Source organism: Rothia sp. HMSC062H08, from assembly GCF_001810775.1.
Lineage (GTDB): Bacteria > Actinomycetota > Actinomycetes > Actinomycetales > Micrococcaceae > Rothia.
Genome location: NZ_KV802675.1, coordinates 40,540 through 57,752 on the forward strand (window position 1 = coordinate 40,540; position 17,213 = coordinate 57,752).

Sequence of the window (17,213 nt, forward strand, 5' to 3'; positions counted from 1 at the left end):
TTACGTCTTTTATAAACATCGGATTAATCTTCTGCTAGGTTTTGATTCCAAGGAGGACTCATGAAGTACCCATCCCGGCTATGCAAAGGATGCCACGAGCCGACAGACACATATCGCACTGGTTGCCGCACATGCCAAGCGCGGCATAGGGCGATACGCCTCCACAAGAATCCCCGCATAACATCAGGGCAACCTATTTGTCCTAGATGTTGGAGAACCGCTGGCATCTCTCTTCTAGCCTGTAGTATCCACCCTGAAAATTACGGACAACGCATCGCAATAGAGAATCAGTGGAATCCCATCTATTCCATCTGCCGTGCATGTATCCACGCGCCAGAGGGTACCGTACCTCTTGATTCACCGCGGGTCTATCTTCCTGTCAACCCCCGCGCTCGACGAACTTCAAAGCAACGAATTTACCCTTCGCGAGCAAATCCGGTTCTTTTTCTTGCACTTTCTCATTGCACGCGTTGCGAGAAACCAATAGATGCGGATTCTCGACATGCCGGGCACCCCTTATGCCGCAAGCACTACCGGCAAATGAAGCGACAGAATGCGCACCAGGATACTGAAGCTCCAATCGGCAAGAAGAGGGGACAGGATGAATGGGCCGTTCATGATGCTGGTTTAGCATCATTCCTACACGCACGGAGAAAACGCCTGTCACATGCTTCAACTTCCCTGCCAAGAAGCAGAAGCAGAGCAACTCTTTGTAGAGCCAACACTATGGTTCACACACCTTCCGCACTGTAGCGGATATCAATAATTCACTCATTTAGCAGAGAGGCTACATCATATGACTACCATTTCATCTGGCGAGCAACTGCAGCAGCATCTAATCGCTCTAACTGTGGGCACGCCAGTGAAGGACGCAGACCGTCAGTGTCTACATCGCACAAAGTTCCGTATTCCACGCCATCAGGCATTATTGGATGAGCTGGCAGATTATGTAGCCGGTGGTTCACGTACCGGAGGAGCATCTAGCGCCAGCCGTTTTGGATGTCGTATACCTATTTCTGCTAATGCGTTAGAAGTTCAAGAGTCTATTCGTTCCGTTGTTATGCCCTCATTCCCAGGTGCGCCGCTGAAAAATCAGGTTTCTGCATGGATTCGCAATCACCTACATCAGGAGCTTCATGATGAGGCGTTAGCAACGACGACCAGTTGGATTCGGGCCATTGTTGCGTTGCGCCATCCCAGTCATGATTTGCAGGGATTTTGTCCTAACTGCGGGGAGCAGGAAGTCATGAAAACAAGCTGCGACGGCTCAACATCAATACGCCGATCTGCACTGTATTACACCGCTGAAAGGGCGTCTTGTCGTTCTTGCTCTGCTGTGTGGGAAGGGTTGGAAGGTATGAAGGCCTTAGCCCTATTACTTCATAGCCAGGACTGATACCGTCCGTATTAAACTTCTGCCTGTGAAAATAGGTAACCGTTCCAGTAGGATTACATCATTTTCCCAGGCAGATAAAGCTACCGCAGGAAGCTGTTCTTTATCTGCTGTAGTTCACCCCGTCAGGTTTATCCTGGCGGGGTTTTCTGTTAAACCGCAGCTATCATAGCTGCCCAACCGCCAAGGAGATTATCATGGCACCTATTTCTGAAAACACTGCATACCAGGCAGCTCATCGAGCTCTGACTGATGTGTATGATGCGCCTTTTGTGCGTGAAGGCGACCCTGCCGTACAGCGCTTCGGTCAGGCAAAAGTCAGCACTCGAGCTATCGTGGAATGGTTCGATGAGAATATGCTACGTCTTCACAAGCAAATTGCGGATTTGGAGAACCTCGTGAAGTCGAAGCGTCGTGCTTAGGCATCGTCCGGGGTGGCGTAAGCAACTCTATGCAGTGATTCCAGCAGCCACTGCTGTTCTACAAACCTACGGCATTCTATCGCAGGAGCAGGCTAGTGTGTGGGCTGGTCTCGCGATAGCCCTTTGGGGGTTGTGGATGGCATGGGTGAATACTGACCACAGTAGATGCCCTCCTACGCGACGGATGAAGCATCCAGCCGATTCACCACAGCATAAGGTTACTTTGTATAACCCGGAGACCTAGAGGTTCTTCACTCTACTAGAAATGAGGGGTTGAGCATAACTATTTGTTTGCTCAACCCCTCATCATTTATTTATCAATATTCTCCATCTCAGCGTTGCCGCTACTCGACACAGAACGCGCACGCCACACCATCGCAACCACATGTACTAGCAGGCCAAGCGTCGGCCCCGCATACAGGGCAAGAAGAGTGCGAGTCAGAAGAGGCAACGGCGACACCGCCACCACACAAGCAACCGCAGCCGCCAGCACCCAACCGGCCACATACGAACGGTGCATATTCAATGCAATCACCAGCGACCCTGACAGCACCAGAAGCGCCAGGAAAGCAGAAGCAAACACCAGAAGTGCAAGCACCGGAGAAGTCACCACCTGAGCGTATGCTTCAACCTCTGAAGGCTTCGGCGGATAAAGCAGACCAAACAGCCACGGCCCCAGCACGTAAGCCGCCGCAGCGCCCACAAGACCCACACCCAACAGTGCACCAGCAGGCTTCGCAAAAGCACGCAACGGATGATTCTGTTGCTTCAAGAAAGCAGACACCGCCACGCCCTGAAAAGCCTGCAAAGGAATCATAATCGGCGAGCGCGTAATCGAAATCGCCAGAATCAGAACCGCCAAAATAACCTGTTGTAGCGGGTCGTTTGAATCGATGCTAACGTTCAGCAGAAGCGGCAAGCCCATCATAAGAACCGCATTAGCAGTCGACGACCCCATCGACAGCGTGTAGTTATACAGCAGACGGCCCGAGGAAACATCCGCACGAGAGCTAAAAACTCGCCGAGCTTCTGGAAGCAGAAGCACCATCAGCAGCCACAGAAGTACCGGAGAAACCGCTGCGGCTTCAAGACCGATGAGATGTGCAGAGACCAGACCGACCGCACAGATAGCTACGATACGCCAAATAGCGTCGAACCCCGACACACTCGCGAAGAGGTACCAGCTTTCCTGGCCAGCAGACGCACCATAGAGAGTCATGTGCATGGCGTAGAGGGCCACACCGGCACTCAGGAGCAGCACACCGCTAAACCCACTCAAAGGAATCTGGTCAGGAGCCCACAGAGGGCTCGTCGCTAAGGTCAACCCGCCCACAACAAGACCCACTAGAGCACCCACGGGTGCAATACGTGCACCAGTTTTACCGTCGCGGCGTGCAGTACCCACAGCGCGGGTAGCTTCCTGCTGGATACCTACCACCACACCGTAGAGGGCAAAAAGAAGCGACCAGAAGAGAAGGAACTCCGTCAGGCTTTCGCCCTCCAGAAACCGTTTCACCACAACGGTAATTCCTAGAGAAGATAGTGCAGCTAAACCGGACGATCCCAAAATTGCCATCGAATGACCACGAGTCATTTTCTTCGGCTGGGACTCTGCCGATGATTCCACGCTATCTCCGTTCTCTACTGGTCGCACCTATAGAATTGAAGTCTTTACTTTACGACGTGCTCGGCAAGGTTCTTAACACCCTGCCACTTCTTCGCCAGAGCCGCCTTCGGTAGCAGAGTCAGCGCGTGAGCACGCGAAGAGAAGCGAATACGAGCCACGCGGGCAGCCTTCGTCCAACCCAGGGCAGTCATCTCTTCAACCATGGTGTTGTAGTAGCGGCGCTCCTCCTCAAAGCGGGTACCCTCAAGGGCCCGCCAAGACGAGTCAGAACCACCGTGACGGCGGTACATGAACGCAATCTGCGGGTCGTAGTACAGGGAGCCGCCGCGCATCGTAATGTCGAGAATCAGCGCCATGTCCTGGATAACGTTCAGGCCCTCACGGAAGCCGGTGCCCACGATAGCGTCCTTACGCCAACCCAGGGACGGGAAGTAGAACCACGCGCCGCGTAGCAGGGAGGTAGCCAGCTCCTCACCCTGCAGAACAGCCTCACCCTTGGGACGGTAGAACGCCTTAGTCTGCTCCACCAGAGTGTTCGACAGGCCGTTGTTCTCATCAATCACGACCACGCCGGGCTGGAAAATGGACGCCTCGGGGTGCTTAGCCGCTGCATCCACGAGCCACTGCACGTAGTTGGGGAGCATGACGTCGTCAGCACCCATGACGGTGACCAGTTCGTTCTCCACGAAGGTCAGGCACTTGCGGTAGTTCGCGTTCGCACCCAGGTTGGTTTCATTACGCATGTAGGTGATGCGCTCGTCCTTCAGCGACTCGAACCAGCCGGGAATCGAGTCGTCCGGGTAGCCATCATCGACAACAATCAGGCGCCAGTCCGGGTTGGTCTGACCGACCACAGACAGTACAGCCTGCTTCATCATGGCGACGTCGCCGTAGTAGGGGAACAGAATATCAACGGTCATAAGGTATTACTCCAGGTCAAAGGGGTAAAAAATACTAAAAGAAAATTATGGTTCCTACTGCTCGCCCCGTGCAGAGGATTTACGGCCTAAGCCAGATGCACCCTCCGGCTGCTCCTGAAGCGCCTTCAAAATGGCGACTTCCTCAGCCAGGATACGGGTCTTCTCCGACAGGCGCGACAGCTCCAGGGTCAGGTGAATACTGACGCCCATGAGCAAAAGAATCGACAGCAGGAACAACAGGTTCACCGGCAGGGCAACACCCACAAAGTCCGCCACACCGTTTAGCAGACTCGGGAAAGCGCCCAGCACGATAATGACCGCGCCGATAATCAGCCACAGGGCGGCGTACCGCTCCTTCATGCGCTGGTGACGCACCTGCACAATCACAAAGGCACACACCAGTACGGACAGAATGAGGAAAAAAACACTCGCGCTCATGATTACTTCTCCTCGGGGCGGCGGCTCACCGAAATGCCGTAGGCAAACAGTGAACGAACCAGATAGACAGCAGACTTCAGCGGACCGGAGGAGGGGGTACCTCCCTGACGTTCACGCATATTCACCGGCACCTGACGCACCTTCAAGCCATTGTTAATAGCCATGGCGGTGATGTCGATTGTGTCGCCCAAATATTCGGCGGGCAGGTTGCGGCAGTAGAAGTCGATGCCGCGGCGGTTAGCAATCTTAAAGCCGCTGGTCACGTCCGTGAACGGGGTGCCCGCCGAGCGGGTGAACAGGAACGATAGCAGGCCCATCGCCCACTTGCGTGGACCTGACACCTCATAGTCGGCAGCCCCCTCCGCAAAGCGGGAACCAATTACAATATCGTAGTCCTTGATTGCCTCAATCAGCGTGGGGATACTTTCGGGGTGGTGCTGACCATCCGAATCCACCTGCATGGCGTAGTCGTAACCCATGCGCTGCGCGTACTTGTAGCCGGTGCGCATGGCGGCACCCACGCCCATGTTGTAGGGCAGGTCAATCACAAAAGCACCCGCCTCACGAGCCACAGCGGAGGTGTTGTCGGTGGAGCCGTCATTGACCACCACCAGGTCCACGAAGGGCACCGTCTCCTGCAGCTCAGTAATAGTGCCGGGCAGTGCTTCTTCCTCGTTCCAGGCGGGCATAATCACCAGCGTACGAGGATACGTGTGGGGGGTAAGAGGCGATGTGGGAGAACCCATAGGGCAGCTACCCCTCCTAACGAATGTGTCTTACCGTGCGTGTGAAAGCCGGCATGCCCTAGTAGACATACCGACTTTCATCATATCAGTGGTTCCGCAGTATCTCAGATTTAGCGCCAGAATGCAGACCACTGCACGAATTTCTGCAGATGCGTGCACCCCCGTAGGAGCGCTGAGGCACCGTTTAGTTATCGCATTAGTTATCGCACGCGCTAATACGGTACAGAGTCATCGGACCCGAGGAGTACACCGGAGTCAGAACATCCGTATCGATAGCAGCCACGAGGTCGTCGTAGTTTTTCTGGGCGTCCGGGCCGAAGTTCAGCTGGTTCTCCAGGTGAACGTACCAGTGGGCCTTGTACTCGTTCACTTCGCGGCACACCTCCGGGTTTGTACGAGCGTCCTTGAGGTTGTGCATAATCGCCGAGTACTTGGGTGAGGTCTCAAACTCGAAGTGGTATCCCGTCAGGTGACGATCCGCCAGCGCGTAAATATAGGCGCTACCGTCCCAGGGGTTATTCACGATCACATCGTCCTTCGGTACGATCTTCGGGATTTCATTAATGACGTTCATCTCGTCCTGATTCAACACCACAGAGGTCGGGGTCAGGCGGTATTCACGAGAGACCGCCTGGGTCGTCTCCTGCACCGAAGGAACACGCGAAGAAAGACCAGCAACTACCAGTACCAGGATCATCGCGACACCCATGCCGATGGTCGCAACCTTCAAGCGTGCCGGGCGTGGTGCTCGGCGCGCAACCCAGGTAAGCAGACCTTCTACGAAGCCACCCAAGCCGATACCAGCTAGGATCACTGAGGGGAATACCACCAGAGCCGCCAGGCGGAAGTGGTCGGTGTACCAGGGGCCCACCATCAGCAGGCGGAACTCACCGCGCGGCACCGAGGCGGATACAATCCACAGGTAACCAATCAGCCCCCAGCTGGCAATCAGCCACAGGTTACGGCGCTTGTACAGCAGGTACCCCACACCCCACAGAACCAGGAAACCCGCCAAGTAGGAGGGATTAAACTTATCACCCAGCTGATTACCATTCTCCAGGCCCAGGAAGAGGAACTGATAGAGGGCCTCACCCTCGGTCAGAATCGGCGACCAAGTATTACTTGCAAACTCAGCGGGACGTAATACACGCCAGGCCCCTACACAACCAGCCAGGAAAGCCAGTAGCAGGATGGAACCCACCCATTTCTGTCGAGCAATCAACTCATGCGAACGCAGGACCTGCGCCACACCAGCCAGTAGCAGGGGTACAGCAAAGGCTGCGGCAGAAACCACCGCATTCGGATGCACCAGCGCCAGACCCGCAAGACCCACCAGGGAGGCTAAACCCAGCGATAGGGATGCCGAATACTCGCGGCGTACCATCACCTGTACCAGGTACACCATGAGTGCCACAAATGAAGGTAGCAGGGCATAGCCCAGCAGGTTCGGGAAAAGCACACCCCAGCGCAGTAGCAGGCCCGGGAAAGCCGCAAAACCGCAAATCATCGCCGGAATAGCTAGGGCCTGCAGGCGGCGCAGCTTCGGGATGCTCAGGCTCAGCGCCACCAGCGAGCAGGGCCACAAAATGCCGGAAGCCAGTAGCACGGTCACAATGGTGGCGGTCGCAATACTCGTACCCGTGGTGCTATAAATCAGGGACACAAAATCGTGCCAACCCGCCGGGTAAAACGTCGGCTCCTGGTTCGCAGCAGCGACTGCTCCAAGGGTCAGGCTGGAGGCATCGCCGTGCTCCTGAATCCAGCGAATCGCATTCATATGGAAGGAATTATCCAGGCTCTGCGAGAACGCCTCCGGACCATACACCATGTCCTCGGTCATATGCGTCACCAGGAACCCGCCCAGCACCGCACCCATCACGGGCCAGGTCACCGGAACATCGTTACCCGGCCACTCTGCGGAGGTCAGAGCGGGCCAGCGGCGACCCACTAGCCACATCAGGCCCGCTGCCGTAGCCACCAACACGACCGCGACCACTACGAAGGAAATCAGGTTCCACGCAATCCCGATCTTACCCAGCACAATTGCCGAGACGGCAATCAGGGCAAAGGACAGGAGCGGAGAGAGGAAGACGCGCAGACGTGCGGGAACACGCAGCGCCCAGCCCATTGCATAGCCGGGGCCAAAAGCCAACACGACCGCAAAAAGTAGCAGCGGAATAGTTGCCAACCAGCTCATTAACCCTCTTCTCCCCACAGTTCACGCACCCGAAAACCCCTCAAATACGGGGAGCGGTGCGCTTTCGCGTACCAAGCAAGGATACCCTAGAGCCCTCATCACCCCCGCGAAACCCCGCGGAATAGAGAGGGACAGCACCCAAAACCGACCGTTCGGAGCCTTTCACGGGGCACCCCGCGGAACATCCCGCAGAACACCTCCGGCAAGCCCCCGAACGGCGAAGAATATGACGTAATATTTCGCGCCCTATGTCATGAAAGGTGCACCTAAGAAACATAGGGCAATAAATAAGGTGTTCAGCACCCATTAGCTTTACTCTGAAACATATCTCCCCTTATACAAAGGGTCGTCCAACGCATACACATCAGGACGAACCCTCAAACGCAGCCGCAGAAGAAAGGGTCGATCATGACCGAAACCATTGCAGCACCGGCACCCCTCGCCGACACCACCGAGCAGTTCAAGCTCGCCTTCGGCCACCAGCCCGCCGGCGTCGCCATCATCACCGCCACCGACGAAAACGGCGACCCCGCAGGCTTCACCGCCTCCTCGCTGACCTCCGTCGCCGCAGAACCGCCCATCATCGCCTTCTCCCTCAAGGCAAACAGCGGCTCCGCAGCAAAGATCGCGGCTGCTTCCTCCTTCCTCGTGCACATGCTCGACGCTGAGAATGTCACCCTCGCGAAGAACTTCGCAACCCACGACTACCCCCGCTTCGACGACCCCAGCACCTGGGAATTCGTCCACACCGGCGAGCCCCTCGTCCACGGCGTACGCCGTGTACTGCGCGCAACCCCGCTCAGCCGCGTTGAGGCAGGCCCCGCACTCGTCTTCACCGCGCAGGTTGAAGAGTTCATCCGCAACGACTGCGAAGGCACCCCGCTGGTCTACCACTCGCGTAACTTCCACGCGCTGGGCGACCACTCGAACGTGAACAACTACAGCATCTAACCCCGCGCAGGGGTCACGGGGCGGTATTCGACGACCATGAGGCGACGAATACCGCCCCGCGGCGTACCCTGAACATAAAAGCGCACAGCATTACATTGCAGAAGGAATAGTTATGACGGCTCAGACCACCCAGCCCGCATCCCTCCCCTGGCTCGAAAAGCTCATCGCGATCCCCACCGTCTCCGGAACCTCCAACCTGGAACTTATTGAGCTCATCGAAGCCGAATTTGCCCGCTACGGCTACAGCGGCGTGCGCACCTACAACGAGGACCGCACCCGCGCCAACCTGCTGGTCACCATCCCCGCCGCTGACGGCACCACCCGAGGCGGCGTTATCCTCTCCGGCCACACGGACGTCGTACCCGTCGCCGGTCAGGCGTGGGACGCCGACCCGTTCACCCTGCGCGTGGAGGGTACCCGCGCCTACGGCCGCGGTGTCTGCGATATGAAGGGCTTCCTCGCCGTCGCGCTCTGGCTGCTGCCGCGCGTTGCCGAGGCGAAGCTGCGCACTCCCCTGCACTTCGCGTTCTCCTACGATGAAGAGATCGGTTGCGTCGGTGCACCCTCCCTCATTGAGGAGTTCGTGGCGCGCGACCTCGCCCCCGACTACGCGATTGTTGGTGAGCCCTCCAGCATGCGCATTATCTCGGCGCACAAGGGTGCGCACCGCGGTCGCATCACCTTCACCGGCGTGCCCAAGCACGGCTCCCTCGCCACCCATGGCGTGAACGCGGTTGCCGCAGCAGGCGAGTTCATCACCTTCTTCACCGACATGGCGGACCAGTGGGAAGATGAAGGCCCCTTCGACGAGTCGTTCATCATTCCCCACTCCACCGGCAGCGTGAACCTGGCAACCGGCGGCCTGCAGTACAACATCGTCGCTGAGCAGGCGGTCGTAGAGTACGATGTGCGCACCCTACCGCAGGTGACCACCGAATCCTTCGTGGAGCGCATTGACCGCGAGCTTTCCGAGGTCATCCTGCCCGACCTGCAGGCGCGCGCCGCACGTGCCGAAAAGCTGACCGGCGCGGAGCCCGGTAGCCTCACCTCCCGCGTGGGTGTGAAGCACGAACTGCTCGCAGCCGTGCCGGGCCTGGGTACCGAGGACGACGCACCCATCGTGCACCTCGCCCACGAGTGGCTGGGCACCAATGACGCACCGCAGAAGGTCACTTACGGCACCGAAGCGGGCCAGTTCCAGCGCGCCGGCGTGCAGAGCATCATTTGCGGCCCCGGCGATATTGCCCAGGCGCACTCCCCGAACGAGTGGATTGAGCTGGAGCAGCTGAGCGAATGCGAGCGCTTCTTCGAGGCGATTCTCGACTGGGCGAGCGCCAAGTAGTAGCCGTGTAGCGGCGTAACAGCCAGTCCACCGCGGTTCGCAAGAGCCGCAGTTAGAGCCGCATAAAAAATTACAGAAACTGCCCGGGTACCCCGTGAGGTGCCCGGGCATTCTATGCTGATGGCAAGTGGTGTGGGCGGGTGCTGATGGCGGGGGTGAGTGTTGGTTTGATCGCGGGTTTATTCGTGAGTTTCTCCATGGGTTCAACCGCGAGTTTATGGAATGAGTCCAAGGTGTGGACTATGACCGATTTTCCCCTCATTCGCCACATTTATTTTTAAACGAAAAACCCGAAAAACCGCTTATGTCTAAGGGTGAAATAACACAAAAGTATTGCCCTTCTAGGGTATTCAGGGTTCCATAGATGCCAAAGGTTAAACACGCCACTCGGGCGGCATAACCCACACAAAACCACACCTCCCTCACGCTCGGCACTGCGCACCCGACCGAATCCCGGTTTACCACCCGCAGTTCACTACCTGAAGGACACCCCGTGTACACCATCAGCCCCTACCTCGCCGAATTCCTCGGCACGCTCATCATGTGCACCATCGGCTGCGGCGTCATCGCCAACGTCGAACTTCGCCGATCCAAAGGCCACGGCGACAACTTCTTCACCATCGCCTTCGGCTGGGGTTTCGCCGTCACCTTCGGCGTCTACGCCTCCCACGCCTACTCCGGCGGCCACCTCAACCCCGCCGTGTCTATCGGCCTGGCAGCGTTCGGCGAGTTCTCCTGGGAGAAGGTCCCCGGCTACATCATCGCCCAGGTACTCGGCGCAATGGTCGGCGCCGGACTGGTCTACCTCAACTACCTGCCGCATTGGAAAGCAACCGCCGACAAGAAGATTAAGCTCGGCGTTTTCGGCACCGTCCCCGCTATTCACAACTACTTCACCAACGCCCTCTCCGAAATGATCGGCACGTTCATGCTGGTCTTCTCGGCACTGTACACCGGCGTGAACTTCAAGCCGTCCATCAGCGGCGGTGTGGAACTCTCTCTCAACCTCAACGACGTACTCAAGCCCCTCGCCTTCGGCTTCATGGTCACCGTACTCGTCATCGGCCTGGGCGGTCAGACCGGCTACGCCCTGAACCCCGCCCGTGACTTCGGTCCGCGCCTCATGCACGCCCTGCTGCCCATCCACGATAAGGGCTCCTCGCGCTGGTTCTACGCGTGGGTTCCGATCTGCGGCCCGATTGCCGGCGGTTTCATGGGTGGCGCATTCTTCAAGCTCTACTACGAGGGTCAGGTCAGCCCGTGGCTGTTCGTTTCCAGTGCTCTGGCACTTGTGGTTCTGCTCTTCGCGTGGTGGGCTAATAGCCACCTGTACCGCGCACCCAGCTCCGAGGTCATCCCCGAGTTTGAGGACACCCACGCTACCGCGGCGGCACGCGCGGCAACCTACACGCCGACCGGTTCCATGCCGATTCTGCTGCCCGAAGAGGTGAAGGGCAACCGTAGCACCCGCGTCGTCAACCAGGTGATTGAGGACGACTAGTCTTCCCGCCCGAGAACTTCCCTGTCTAGGGTTTCATCTAAAAACGGCGAACCCCTCATTTTCATAACCTGCACAATATCGGTCAGGTTATGAAAATGAGGGGTTCGTTGCGTCTACCTCACGGAAAAGCTTCGGAGGTGATGATGAGAAGTGCACCTTAAAAAGGTCCCAGCTTAGGCTTCAGCGTGGACATCGTTTACCTCCAGCTGCCCAAAGAGAACCTCCATAGGACGCGACCGCACAGTCTGCACGAAGCCATCCTGCGAATTCCAAGCCTCAGGAGATAGCCGCTTCACGTTTACCTCATAGCCAAGCTTCTGCTCAGCATCATCGATAGCCTCATACAGCTTCTGCCGTGAAGGGGAGCCCACAACCAGCACATCAATATCATTCGGCACGTGCCCCGCCACCCCAGAACGACGGCTAGCCCACGAACCATAAATAGCAGCACCCTCAATATTGGAAACGCCCTGCAATGTATCCCGGAGCACCGGAACGGGGCCATACGTTACCAGAATCAACTGACGCATCGCCTGGCCCACCGGATTATCAACCTTGGCTTGCACCATACGGGTCCTACCAACATTCTGGACAGTCACCAAACCGGACTGTTCTAGACGATTCACCTCTCGGGAAACAGTCGGCAACGATGCACGTGTCGCATCAGCAATCTGTGACACCGTGTATTGCTGCTCAGGGTGAGAGAACAGCAATGCCATCACTTCACCCTGCAGGTCACTACGCAAGATGGGAAGGAGGCTAGGAGCAGACGTTTTCATAACATGAATTATATCAATCATGTTATGAAAACGTCTGGCAATCCAAGAATCTGCTACGCCGAGGCGGCAGACACCGACAACGCCCGCTCATGCTTGGCCGCGCGGTGCTTCTGAATTGCGCGCACCGTCCAGATGCAGACCGCGCCAAGGACCGCACCGGTGGTGTTGTTCACGATATCGTCCACGTCGAAGGTGCGGTAGGTGAAGCCTGCCAGGCCCCAGTTACCGGTCAGCTGGCTCAGCTCAATGAAGGTCGACAGCGCGAAGCCACTCAGCGCCGTGGCGCGCAGACCCCAGCGCAGGCAGCCCGCAGTAAAGAAGCCCAGGGGGATGAACATGGCGACGTTGAAAAAGAGCTGCGCATACACGGTCGTTGCGAAGCGGCGCAGACCCATGCCGGCAGTCAGATCCCACGCCTGCTGCCAGCTCCAGCCCACATAGAAGCGCGGGTAGTAGAGTTCGGGGTTCGTGACGCTATTGGAAGAGCCAATCGGGGTCAGCGTCAGAGAAAGAATAGAAGCAAGGAACAGCGCAAAGGACGCAGTCAGCAAGTACTGGCGGATGCTGTGCGCTCGACCGGTCTTCTTGGCGCGCAGGCGCATACCAATGAAGCCAATGATGGAGAGTGCGACTGTGAGTGCCGCAATCTCGATGACGAAGGTGCCAATCATGTGTTTATTGAGCAGTTCCTGCATGCCGTGTGTTCCTTGGGTCGTGAGAGTGAGTTATATGAACCCCACCTGCATATATGCCTGTTCTAACATATATTCTTGGTGGTACATAGCGGGTTACAGTTCATGCCCGCCGCATATCGTTCACCACCAGTGTAAAAGACCGCTCTATGGCTCACCCTAGGCGAAACTGTGAAAAAGCTGTACACGCACCCAAACACGCCATGAGAACCACCGCAGCCGGTGCCGTCAGTACAGAACATCCGGCGGGAACACCGGCGCAATATACCGACCAAATAGCAACACAAACAGCAACGCACCCGCCAGAGCTGCCACCATCGCACCCACAACCTGCACCAGCCACAGCATCAGAAACTTCACCATCTTGCCCTCAGAACGGGCGGTCAGCGCCTCCACCATGGCGGTCGAAAACGTCGTAAACCCACCCAGCAGACCGGTCGTAATCACTGTGCACCAGAACGCCACCTGATCCGTGGCGTTATAGTGCACCCCCAGCGCGCGAGGATTAGACACCGGCATAATCAGCAGGCCGTACAGGAACGAGCCCACCAGGTTAATCACGAACACCGGGCTAATAATCGACGACTCCGTACGCAGGCGAGGCGACATCGCCTTATCCAAGAAGAAACGGGTCATCGCACCCAAACCGCCGCACAGGAAAACCATCAGAGCAAAAAACATTAGCGGCCCTCCTCAACATCACGGGCGGGCACCAAGCGAGACGCCACAAAACGACCCGTCAGCATGCCCGCCGCGGCGGCAACCAAACCACCCACCAGCAGCACCGCCACAGCCAGCATCATGTACGTGTAGTTGATGGTGTACGGCAGAAAAATCGTCTGCGCCAAAACCGCCGCAATCGACGAATATGTCGTATAGCCACCCATCATGCCGGCACCAAAGAGCAGACGGAACGAATGAATCCGCTCCTCACCGTCACGGCGCGCGTAGGCGTTCCACACCATCGTTAGCAGGCCCAGCGTAAACGAACCCAGCAGGTTCGCCACCAGCACGCCACCGGGAGTGTACACGCGGCACAGCGCCCCCGTGCCGCCTCCCAAAAAGACAAGAAAAGGGGCAGGCACACGGTTCAGAACGCCTCCTATCCACTGTCGGATACTCGCGCGGTTCCTCATCGCCGTGCACCTGCCCTTTCGTCTCGTATTAGTCTTCAGAGTGCGCCGTAGCGCACAAACGCACACTAATACTTTACTCTGACCCGAGCTTGCTACCCGAGTCGGCGGCAGCAGACTCACGCTCGTGCTGAATCTTCTCGCTCATCTTCTCGCTCAGAGCGGCGCCCTCAACATCCATATTCGGAGTGAGGCGATCCAGCCACTTCGGCATCCACCACGCCCTATCCCCCAGCAGAGCCATTATCGCCGGGGTCAGCGTCATGCGCACAATGAACGCATCCACGAGCACACCGAACGCCAAACCAAAGCCCATCGGACGGATCATCGTCGAATCAGCAAAGATGAAGCCGCCAAACACCGAAATCATGATGATCGCAGCAGCCACCACCACACGCATCGCATGGTTGTAGCCGCTCACAATGGCGGTCGCCGCGTCCTTGCCGTGCACGTACGCTTCACGCATGCCGGTCACCAGGAACATCTGGTAATCCATGGCAAGACCAAAAAGAATACCGATGAGCAGGGTCGGCAAGAACGACAACACCGGACCCGGGTGATCAACGCCAAAGAGGGAACTCATGAAGCCCAACTGGTAAATCGACACCACGGCACCGAAGCTCGCCAGCACCGAGAAGAGGAAGCCCACTGAGGCAACCAGCGGAACCATAATCGAACGGAACACCAGGATCAGCACCAGGAAGGACAGACCCATCACCACGCCCAGGTACAGGGGCAGCTTCTGCGCGAGCACCTCGGAGACGTCAATATTGCCGCTGGTCTGACCCGCAATACCGAGAGACACCTCAGAGCCCTGAACCGGAACGGTCACGGCTCGCAGCTCGTGGACAAGCTCTTCAGTCTCCACGGAGCTTGCACTGTGGGCAGGAATCACCTGGAAAATCATGAGGGTACGATCATCAGTCATACCGCCGGGAACCACAGCCTGCACGTTCGCGCCGCCGCGTTCCTTGACTGCAGAGGCGATATCAATCTGCGCCTGCTGAGCCTGCTCCTCACTCATGTTCGCGGGGGTGTGCGCGACCGCGACCAGCGGGGCGCTCATACCCTCACCGAACTTGTCCTTGACCAGCGCGTACGACTTGTACGCGGCGCTATCGGAGGGGTAGTTCGAGGCGTCCGGCAGGCCCAGGCGCATCTGAGACATGGGGGCGGCAACCGCCAGCAGCGCCAGCGTACCGGCCACCAGAGTCAGTAGCGGACGCGCCAACACGAGGCGCAACCAACCGTTCGGCTTCTCGGTGCGTTCGGCATCCTGCACGCGGCGTTCCGCAATCTTCTGCGGGGTATCGATGGAAGCCCACAGCTTCTTAGACATAATCTTGGTACCCGCCAGGGACAGCACCGCCGGGGTAAGAGTCACCGCGATCAGGGCGGCAACAACCACGCAGAACGCGGCGGCATTACCCATCACACCCAGGAAGGGAATACCGGTCACATTCAGCGCCACAAGCGCAATAATCACGGTGCTCGCCGCAAAAATCACGGCGTTACCGCTCGTGCCGTTCGCCAGGGCAATCGACTGGACCTTCGGCATGCCGTTCAGCAGGTTCGTGCGGTAGCGGTTCAGAATGAACAGCGAATAGTCGATACCGACCGCCAGGCCGAGCATCAGGCCCAGGGTGTAGGCGGTAGAGCTCATCTGGATAACAGAAGACAGCGAGAGCGTGCCGAGCACACCCACCACCACGCCTACCAGAGACATCAGGATCGGCAGGCCTGCAGCCACGAGGGTGCCGAGCATAACCATCAGCACGATGAAGGCGATGACCATACCCGCCACCTCACCGGTGTGCGAGCCGCCGCCAAGCGCAGATTCGCTCAGGTTCGCGTCGAACTGGACAGTTGCCCCGTGCAGGTTCGCCGACTCGAGATCGGACATAACCTTCTGCAATTCAGCGGAAGGCACCTCGTAAATCTTCTTCTTAAACGAGACAGTCGCAATCGCCGTGGACTGATCCTCAGAGACCATACGGTAGCCGGAGGTAAAGTCGTAGAGCTTCTGCTGACGCTCAAGCTGCTCACGCTGTGCCGGTAACTCACTCTCGGTCTTCTGCAGCTGGTTGCGCTGCTCGTCCAACTTCTTCTTGCCCTCAGCCAGCTCATCCTTCTTGGAGGCGATTTCTGCGCGACCCGCGTCAACCTGCTTCTGGCTCTCGATCAAGGTATCGTGCTGCTGATTGAGTGCGTTCTGCTGCTCGGTCAGCTGCGCCTGCTGGGCATTGAGCTGCTCCATCATGGCGGCGGGTGAGCCTGCCGCCTCCGCCTGGGCATAGCCCTCCTTCAGCTGTACCTGGGCGTCATCGAGCTGATTCTGCGCCTCATCCAGTTGCTTTCGGCCCGCGGTAATCTGCGCCTGGGAGTCGTCGAGCTTCTTCTCACTGTCAGCAATCTGCTTGGTGCCGTCTTCAATCTGAGAGGCGGCGGCGTTCAGCTGCTTTTTGCCGTCCTCAATCTGGGCGGGTGCAGCACCAAGCTTGGTGTGTGCCTCGTCGAGCTGGGTTTTCGCTTCGGCAAGCTTGGAGGTGGTGGTGAACGGGTCGGTGACCGCGTCCACGGCGGGCACCTCGGTGGTGAGCTTGTTCAGCGCGGTAGAGAATGCCTGCTTCTGTTCTTCGGTGAGGGCGGTGCCGTCGCCGGTGGTGATAATGATCTGGCCGGAGCCGCGGTTGGCGCTCGGGAAGCGCTGTGCGAGCTCGTCGGAGAGCTGCTGGGTCTGCGTTCCGGGCATGGTGAAGGTGTTGCTGAGCTTGCCGTGGAACGCGGTGTAGGCACCCGCTACACCGGCAATGATGAGTACCCAGGCAAGGATGACAGCCCAGGCACGGCGGGCGGCGGCTTCACCGATGCGGTAGAGCCATGTAGCCATGATTCAGTCCTTTTGAAGTTGAGTGAGTGAAGAGTTTGGGTGTTGGGTGCGCGTGGTGTTTGCCCTGCCGTTTTACCCAATAGTTTTGCCCTACACTACGAACGCTACTGCCTGTTTTTGGGCAAAAAACACCCCGCTTCGGGCACCTGCAGGTGAGGTGCCCGAAGCGAGAGTTTTTGAGC

15 protein-coding genes are annotated in these 17,213 nt (G+C 57.8%); 5 read left to right on the forward strand and 10 right to left on the reverse strand.

The features are described from left to right. Window positions 1-796: 796 nt before the first annotated feature. Both HMPREF2765_RS09220 and HMPREF2765_RS08180 read left to right on the forward strand, forming a co-directional pair. Entirely contained in the window at window positions 797-1,396 is a 600-nt protein-coding gene (locus HMPREF2765_RS09220; protein ID WP_141749103.1) for a DUF7340 domain-containing protein, read from the forward strand. A 194-nt stretch (window positions 1,397-1,590) separates the two neighbouring features. Then, window positions 1,591-1,815 carry a hypothetical protein gene (locus HMPREF2765_RS08180; RefSeq protein ID WP_005504194.1) on the forward strand — a complete coding sequence of 75 codons (225 nt, stop codon included), beginning with the start codon at window positions 1,591-1,593 and terminating at the stop codon, window positions 1,813-1,815. A 310-nt stretch (window positions 1,816-2,125) separates the two neighbouring features. Here HMPREF2765_RS08180 and HMPREF2765_RS08185 read toward each other — a convergent pair whose 3' ends face one another. The 5 genes from HMPREF2765_RS08185 to HMPREF2765_RS08205 all read right to left on the reverse strand — a co-directional run bounded on the left by HMPREF2765_RS08185 (window position 2,126) and on the right by HMPREF2765_RS08205 (window position 7,743). Further along, the gene (locus HMPREF2765_RS08185; RefSeq protein WP_246824948.1) at window positions 2,126-3,334 is read right to left on the reverse strand and encodes a hypothetical protein; all 1,209 of its coding nucleotides are present in this window, start codon (window positions 3,332-3,334) and stop codon (window positions 2,126-2,128) included. Between the two features lie 152 nt (window positions 3,335-3,486). Then, window positions 3,487-4,362 (reverse strand): glycosyltransferase family 2 protein, encoded by an 876-nt coding sequence (locus HMPREF2765_RS08190; RefSeq protein ID WP_049352287.1) that lies wholly within the window; start codon window positions 4,360-4,362, stop codon window positions 3,487-3,489. A 54-nt stretch (window positions 4,363-4,416) separates the two neighbouring features. Then, the gene (locus HMPREF2765_RS08195; RefSeq protein ID WP_049345954.1) at window positions 4,417-4,800 is read right to left on the reverse strand and encodes a DUF2304 domain-containing protein; all 384 of its coding nucleotides are present in this window, start codon (window positions 4,798-4,800) and stop codon (window positions 4,417-4,419) included. Between the two features lie 2 nt (window positions 4,801-4,802). After that, window positions 4,803-5,546 carry a glycosyltransferase family 2 protein gene (locus HMPREF2765_RS08200; protein ID WP_049345957.1) on the reverse strand — a complete coding sequence of 248 codons (744 nt, stop codon included), beginning with the start codon at window positions 5,544-5,546 and terminating at the stop codon, window positions 4,803-4,805. A 196-nt stretch (window positions 5,547-5,742) separates the two neighbouring features. Continuing rightward, complete coding sequence (locus tag HMPREF2765_RS08205; RefSeq protein WP_070605246.1) at window positions 5,743-7,743, reverse strand: DUF6541 family protein; 2,001 nt, start codon at window positions 7,741-7,743, stop codon at window positions 5,743-5,745. 408 nt (window positions 7,744-8,151) lie between these two features. Between HMPREF2765_RS08205 and HMPREF2765_RS08210 the strand changes: the two genes are divergently transcribed. The 3 genes from HMPREF2765_RS08210 (at window position 8,152) to HMPREF2765_RS08220 (ending at window position 11,537) form a co-directional block, all read left to right on the forward strand. Then, window positions 8,152-8,694 (forward strand): flavin reductase family protein, encoded by a 543-nt coding sequence (locus HMPREF2765_RS08210; protein WP_049354111.1) that lies wholly within the window; start codon window positions 8,152-8,154, stop codon window positions 8,692-8,694. A gap of 112 nt (window positions 8,695-8,806) precedes the next feature. Further along, complete coding sequence (gene argE / locus HMPREF2765_RS08215) at window positions 8,807-10,036, forward strand: acetylornithine deacetylase (RefSeq protein WP_070605250.1); 1,230 nt, start codon at window positions 8,807-8,809, stop codon at window positions 10,034-10,036. A gap of 493 nt (window positions 10,037-10,529) precedes the next feature. Then, entirely contained in the window at window positions 10,530-11,537 is a 1,008-nt protein-coding gene (locus HMPREF2765_RS08220; protein WP_070599537.1) for an MIP/aquaporin family protein, read from the forward strand. A gap of 173 nt (window positions 11,538-11,710) precedes the next feature. On the opposite strand, the gene HMPREF2765_RS08225 is transcribed toward HMPREF2765_RS08220, so the two are convergent. The 5 genes from HMPREF2765_RS08225 to HMPREF2765_RS08245 form a co-directional block, all read right to left on the reverse strand. Continuing rightward, the gene (locus HMPREF2765_RS08225) at window positions 11,711-12,256 is read right to left on the reverse strand and encodes an ArsR family transcriptional regulator (RefSeq protein WP_161800089.1); all 546 of its coding nucleotides are present in this window, start codon (window positions 12,254-12,256) and stop codon (window positions 11,711-11,713) included. A 113-nt stretch (window positions 12,257-12,369) separates the two neighbouring features. Next, a complete protein-coding gene (locus HMPREF2765_RS08230) occupies window positions 12,370-13,011 on the reverse strand; it encodes a VanZ family protein (protein ID WP_070605257.1) in 642 nt (213 codons plus the stop codon). Window positions 13,012-13,236: 225 nt separating this feature from the next. Next, entirely contained in the window at window positions 13,237-13,689 is a 453-nt protein-coding gene (locus HMPREF2765_RS08235) for a fluoride efflux transporter FluC (RefSeq protein WP_005504159.1), read from the reverse strand. Continuing rightward, on the reverse strand, window positions 13,689-14,093 hold the full coding sequence (locus HMPREF2765_RS08240) for a fluoride efflux transporter FluC (RefSeq protein WP_231840273.1): 405 nt from the start codon (window positions 14,091-14,093) through the stop codon (window positions 13,689-13,691). The genes HMPREF2765_RS08235 and HMPREF2765_RS08240 overlap by 1 nt, the downstream gene beginning before the upstream one ends. A gap of 124 nt (window positions 14,094-14,217) precedes the next feature. Further along, window positions 14,218-17,031: an MMPL family transporter gene (locus HMPREF2765_RS08245; RefSeq protein ID WP_070605260.1), complete on the reverse strand. Its 2,814-nt coding sequence runs from the start codon at window positions 17,029-17,031 to the stop codon at window positions 14,218-14,220. Between the last annotated feature and the right edge of the window lie 182 nt (window positions 17,032-17,213).

Excerpts from the sequence above, each read along its gene's own strand:
- HMPREF2765_RS09220 (WP_141749103.1), top strand. The coding sequence starts at position 797 with ATGACTACCATTTCATCTGGCGAGCAACTGCAGCAGCATCTAATCGCT.
- HMPREF2765_RS08180 (WP_005504194.1), top strand. The coding sequence starts at position 1,591 with ATGGCACCTATTTCTGAAAACACTGCATACCAGGCAGCTCATCGAGCT.
- HMPREF2765_RS08190 (WP_049352287.1), bottom strand. The coding sequence starts at position 4,362 with ATGACCGTTGATATTCTGTTCCCCTACTACGGCGACGTCGCCATGATG.
- HMPREF2765_RS08195 (WP_049345954.1), bottom strand. The coding sequence starts at position 4,800 with ATGAGCGCGAGTGTTTTTTTCCTCATTCTGTCCGTACTGGTGTGTGCC.
- HMPREF2765_RS08200 (WP_049345957.1), bottom strand. The coding sequence starts at position 5,546 with ATGGGTTCTCCCACATCGCCTCTTACCCCCCACACGTATCCTCGTACG.
- HMPREF2765_RS08205 (WP_070605246.1), bottom strand. The coding sequence starts at position 7,743 with ATGAGCTGGTTGGCAACTATTCCGCTGCTACTTTTTGCGGTCGTGTTG.
- HMPREF2765_RS08210 (WP_049354111.1), top strand. The coding sequence starts at position 8,152 with ATGACCGAAACCATTGCAGCACCGGCACCCCTCGCCGACACCACCGAG.
- argE (WP_070605250.1), top strand. The coding sequence starts at position 8,807 with ATGACGGCTCAGACCACCCAGCCCGCATCCCTCCCCTGGCTCGAAAAG.
- HMPREF2765_RS08225 (WP_161800089.1), bottom strand. The coding sequence starts at position 12,256 with ATGGCATTGCTGTTCTCTCACCCTGAGCAGCAATACACGGTGTCACAG.
- HMPREF2765_RS08230 (WP_070605257.1), bottom strand. The coding sequence starts at position 13,011 with ATGCAGGAACTGCTCAATAAACACATGATTGGCACCTTCGTCATCGAG.
- HMPREF2765_RS08235 (WP_005504159.1), bottom strand. The coding sequence starts at position 13,689 with ATGTTTTTTGCTCTGATGGTTTTCCTGTGCGGCGGTTTGGGTGCGATG.
- HMPREF2765_RS08245 (WP_070605260.1), bottom strand. The coding sequence starts at position 17,031 with ATGGCTACATGGCTCTACCGCATCGGTGAAGCCGCCGCCCGCCGTGCC.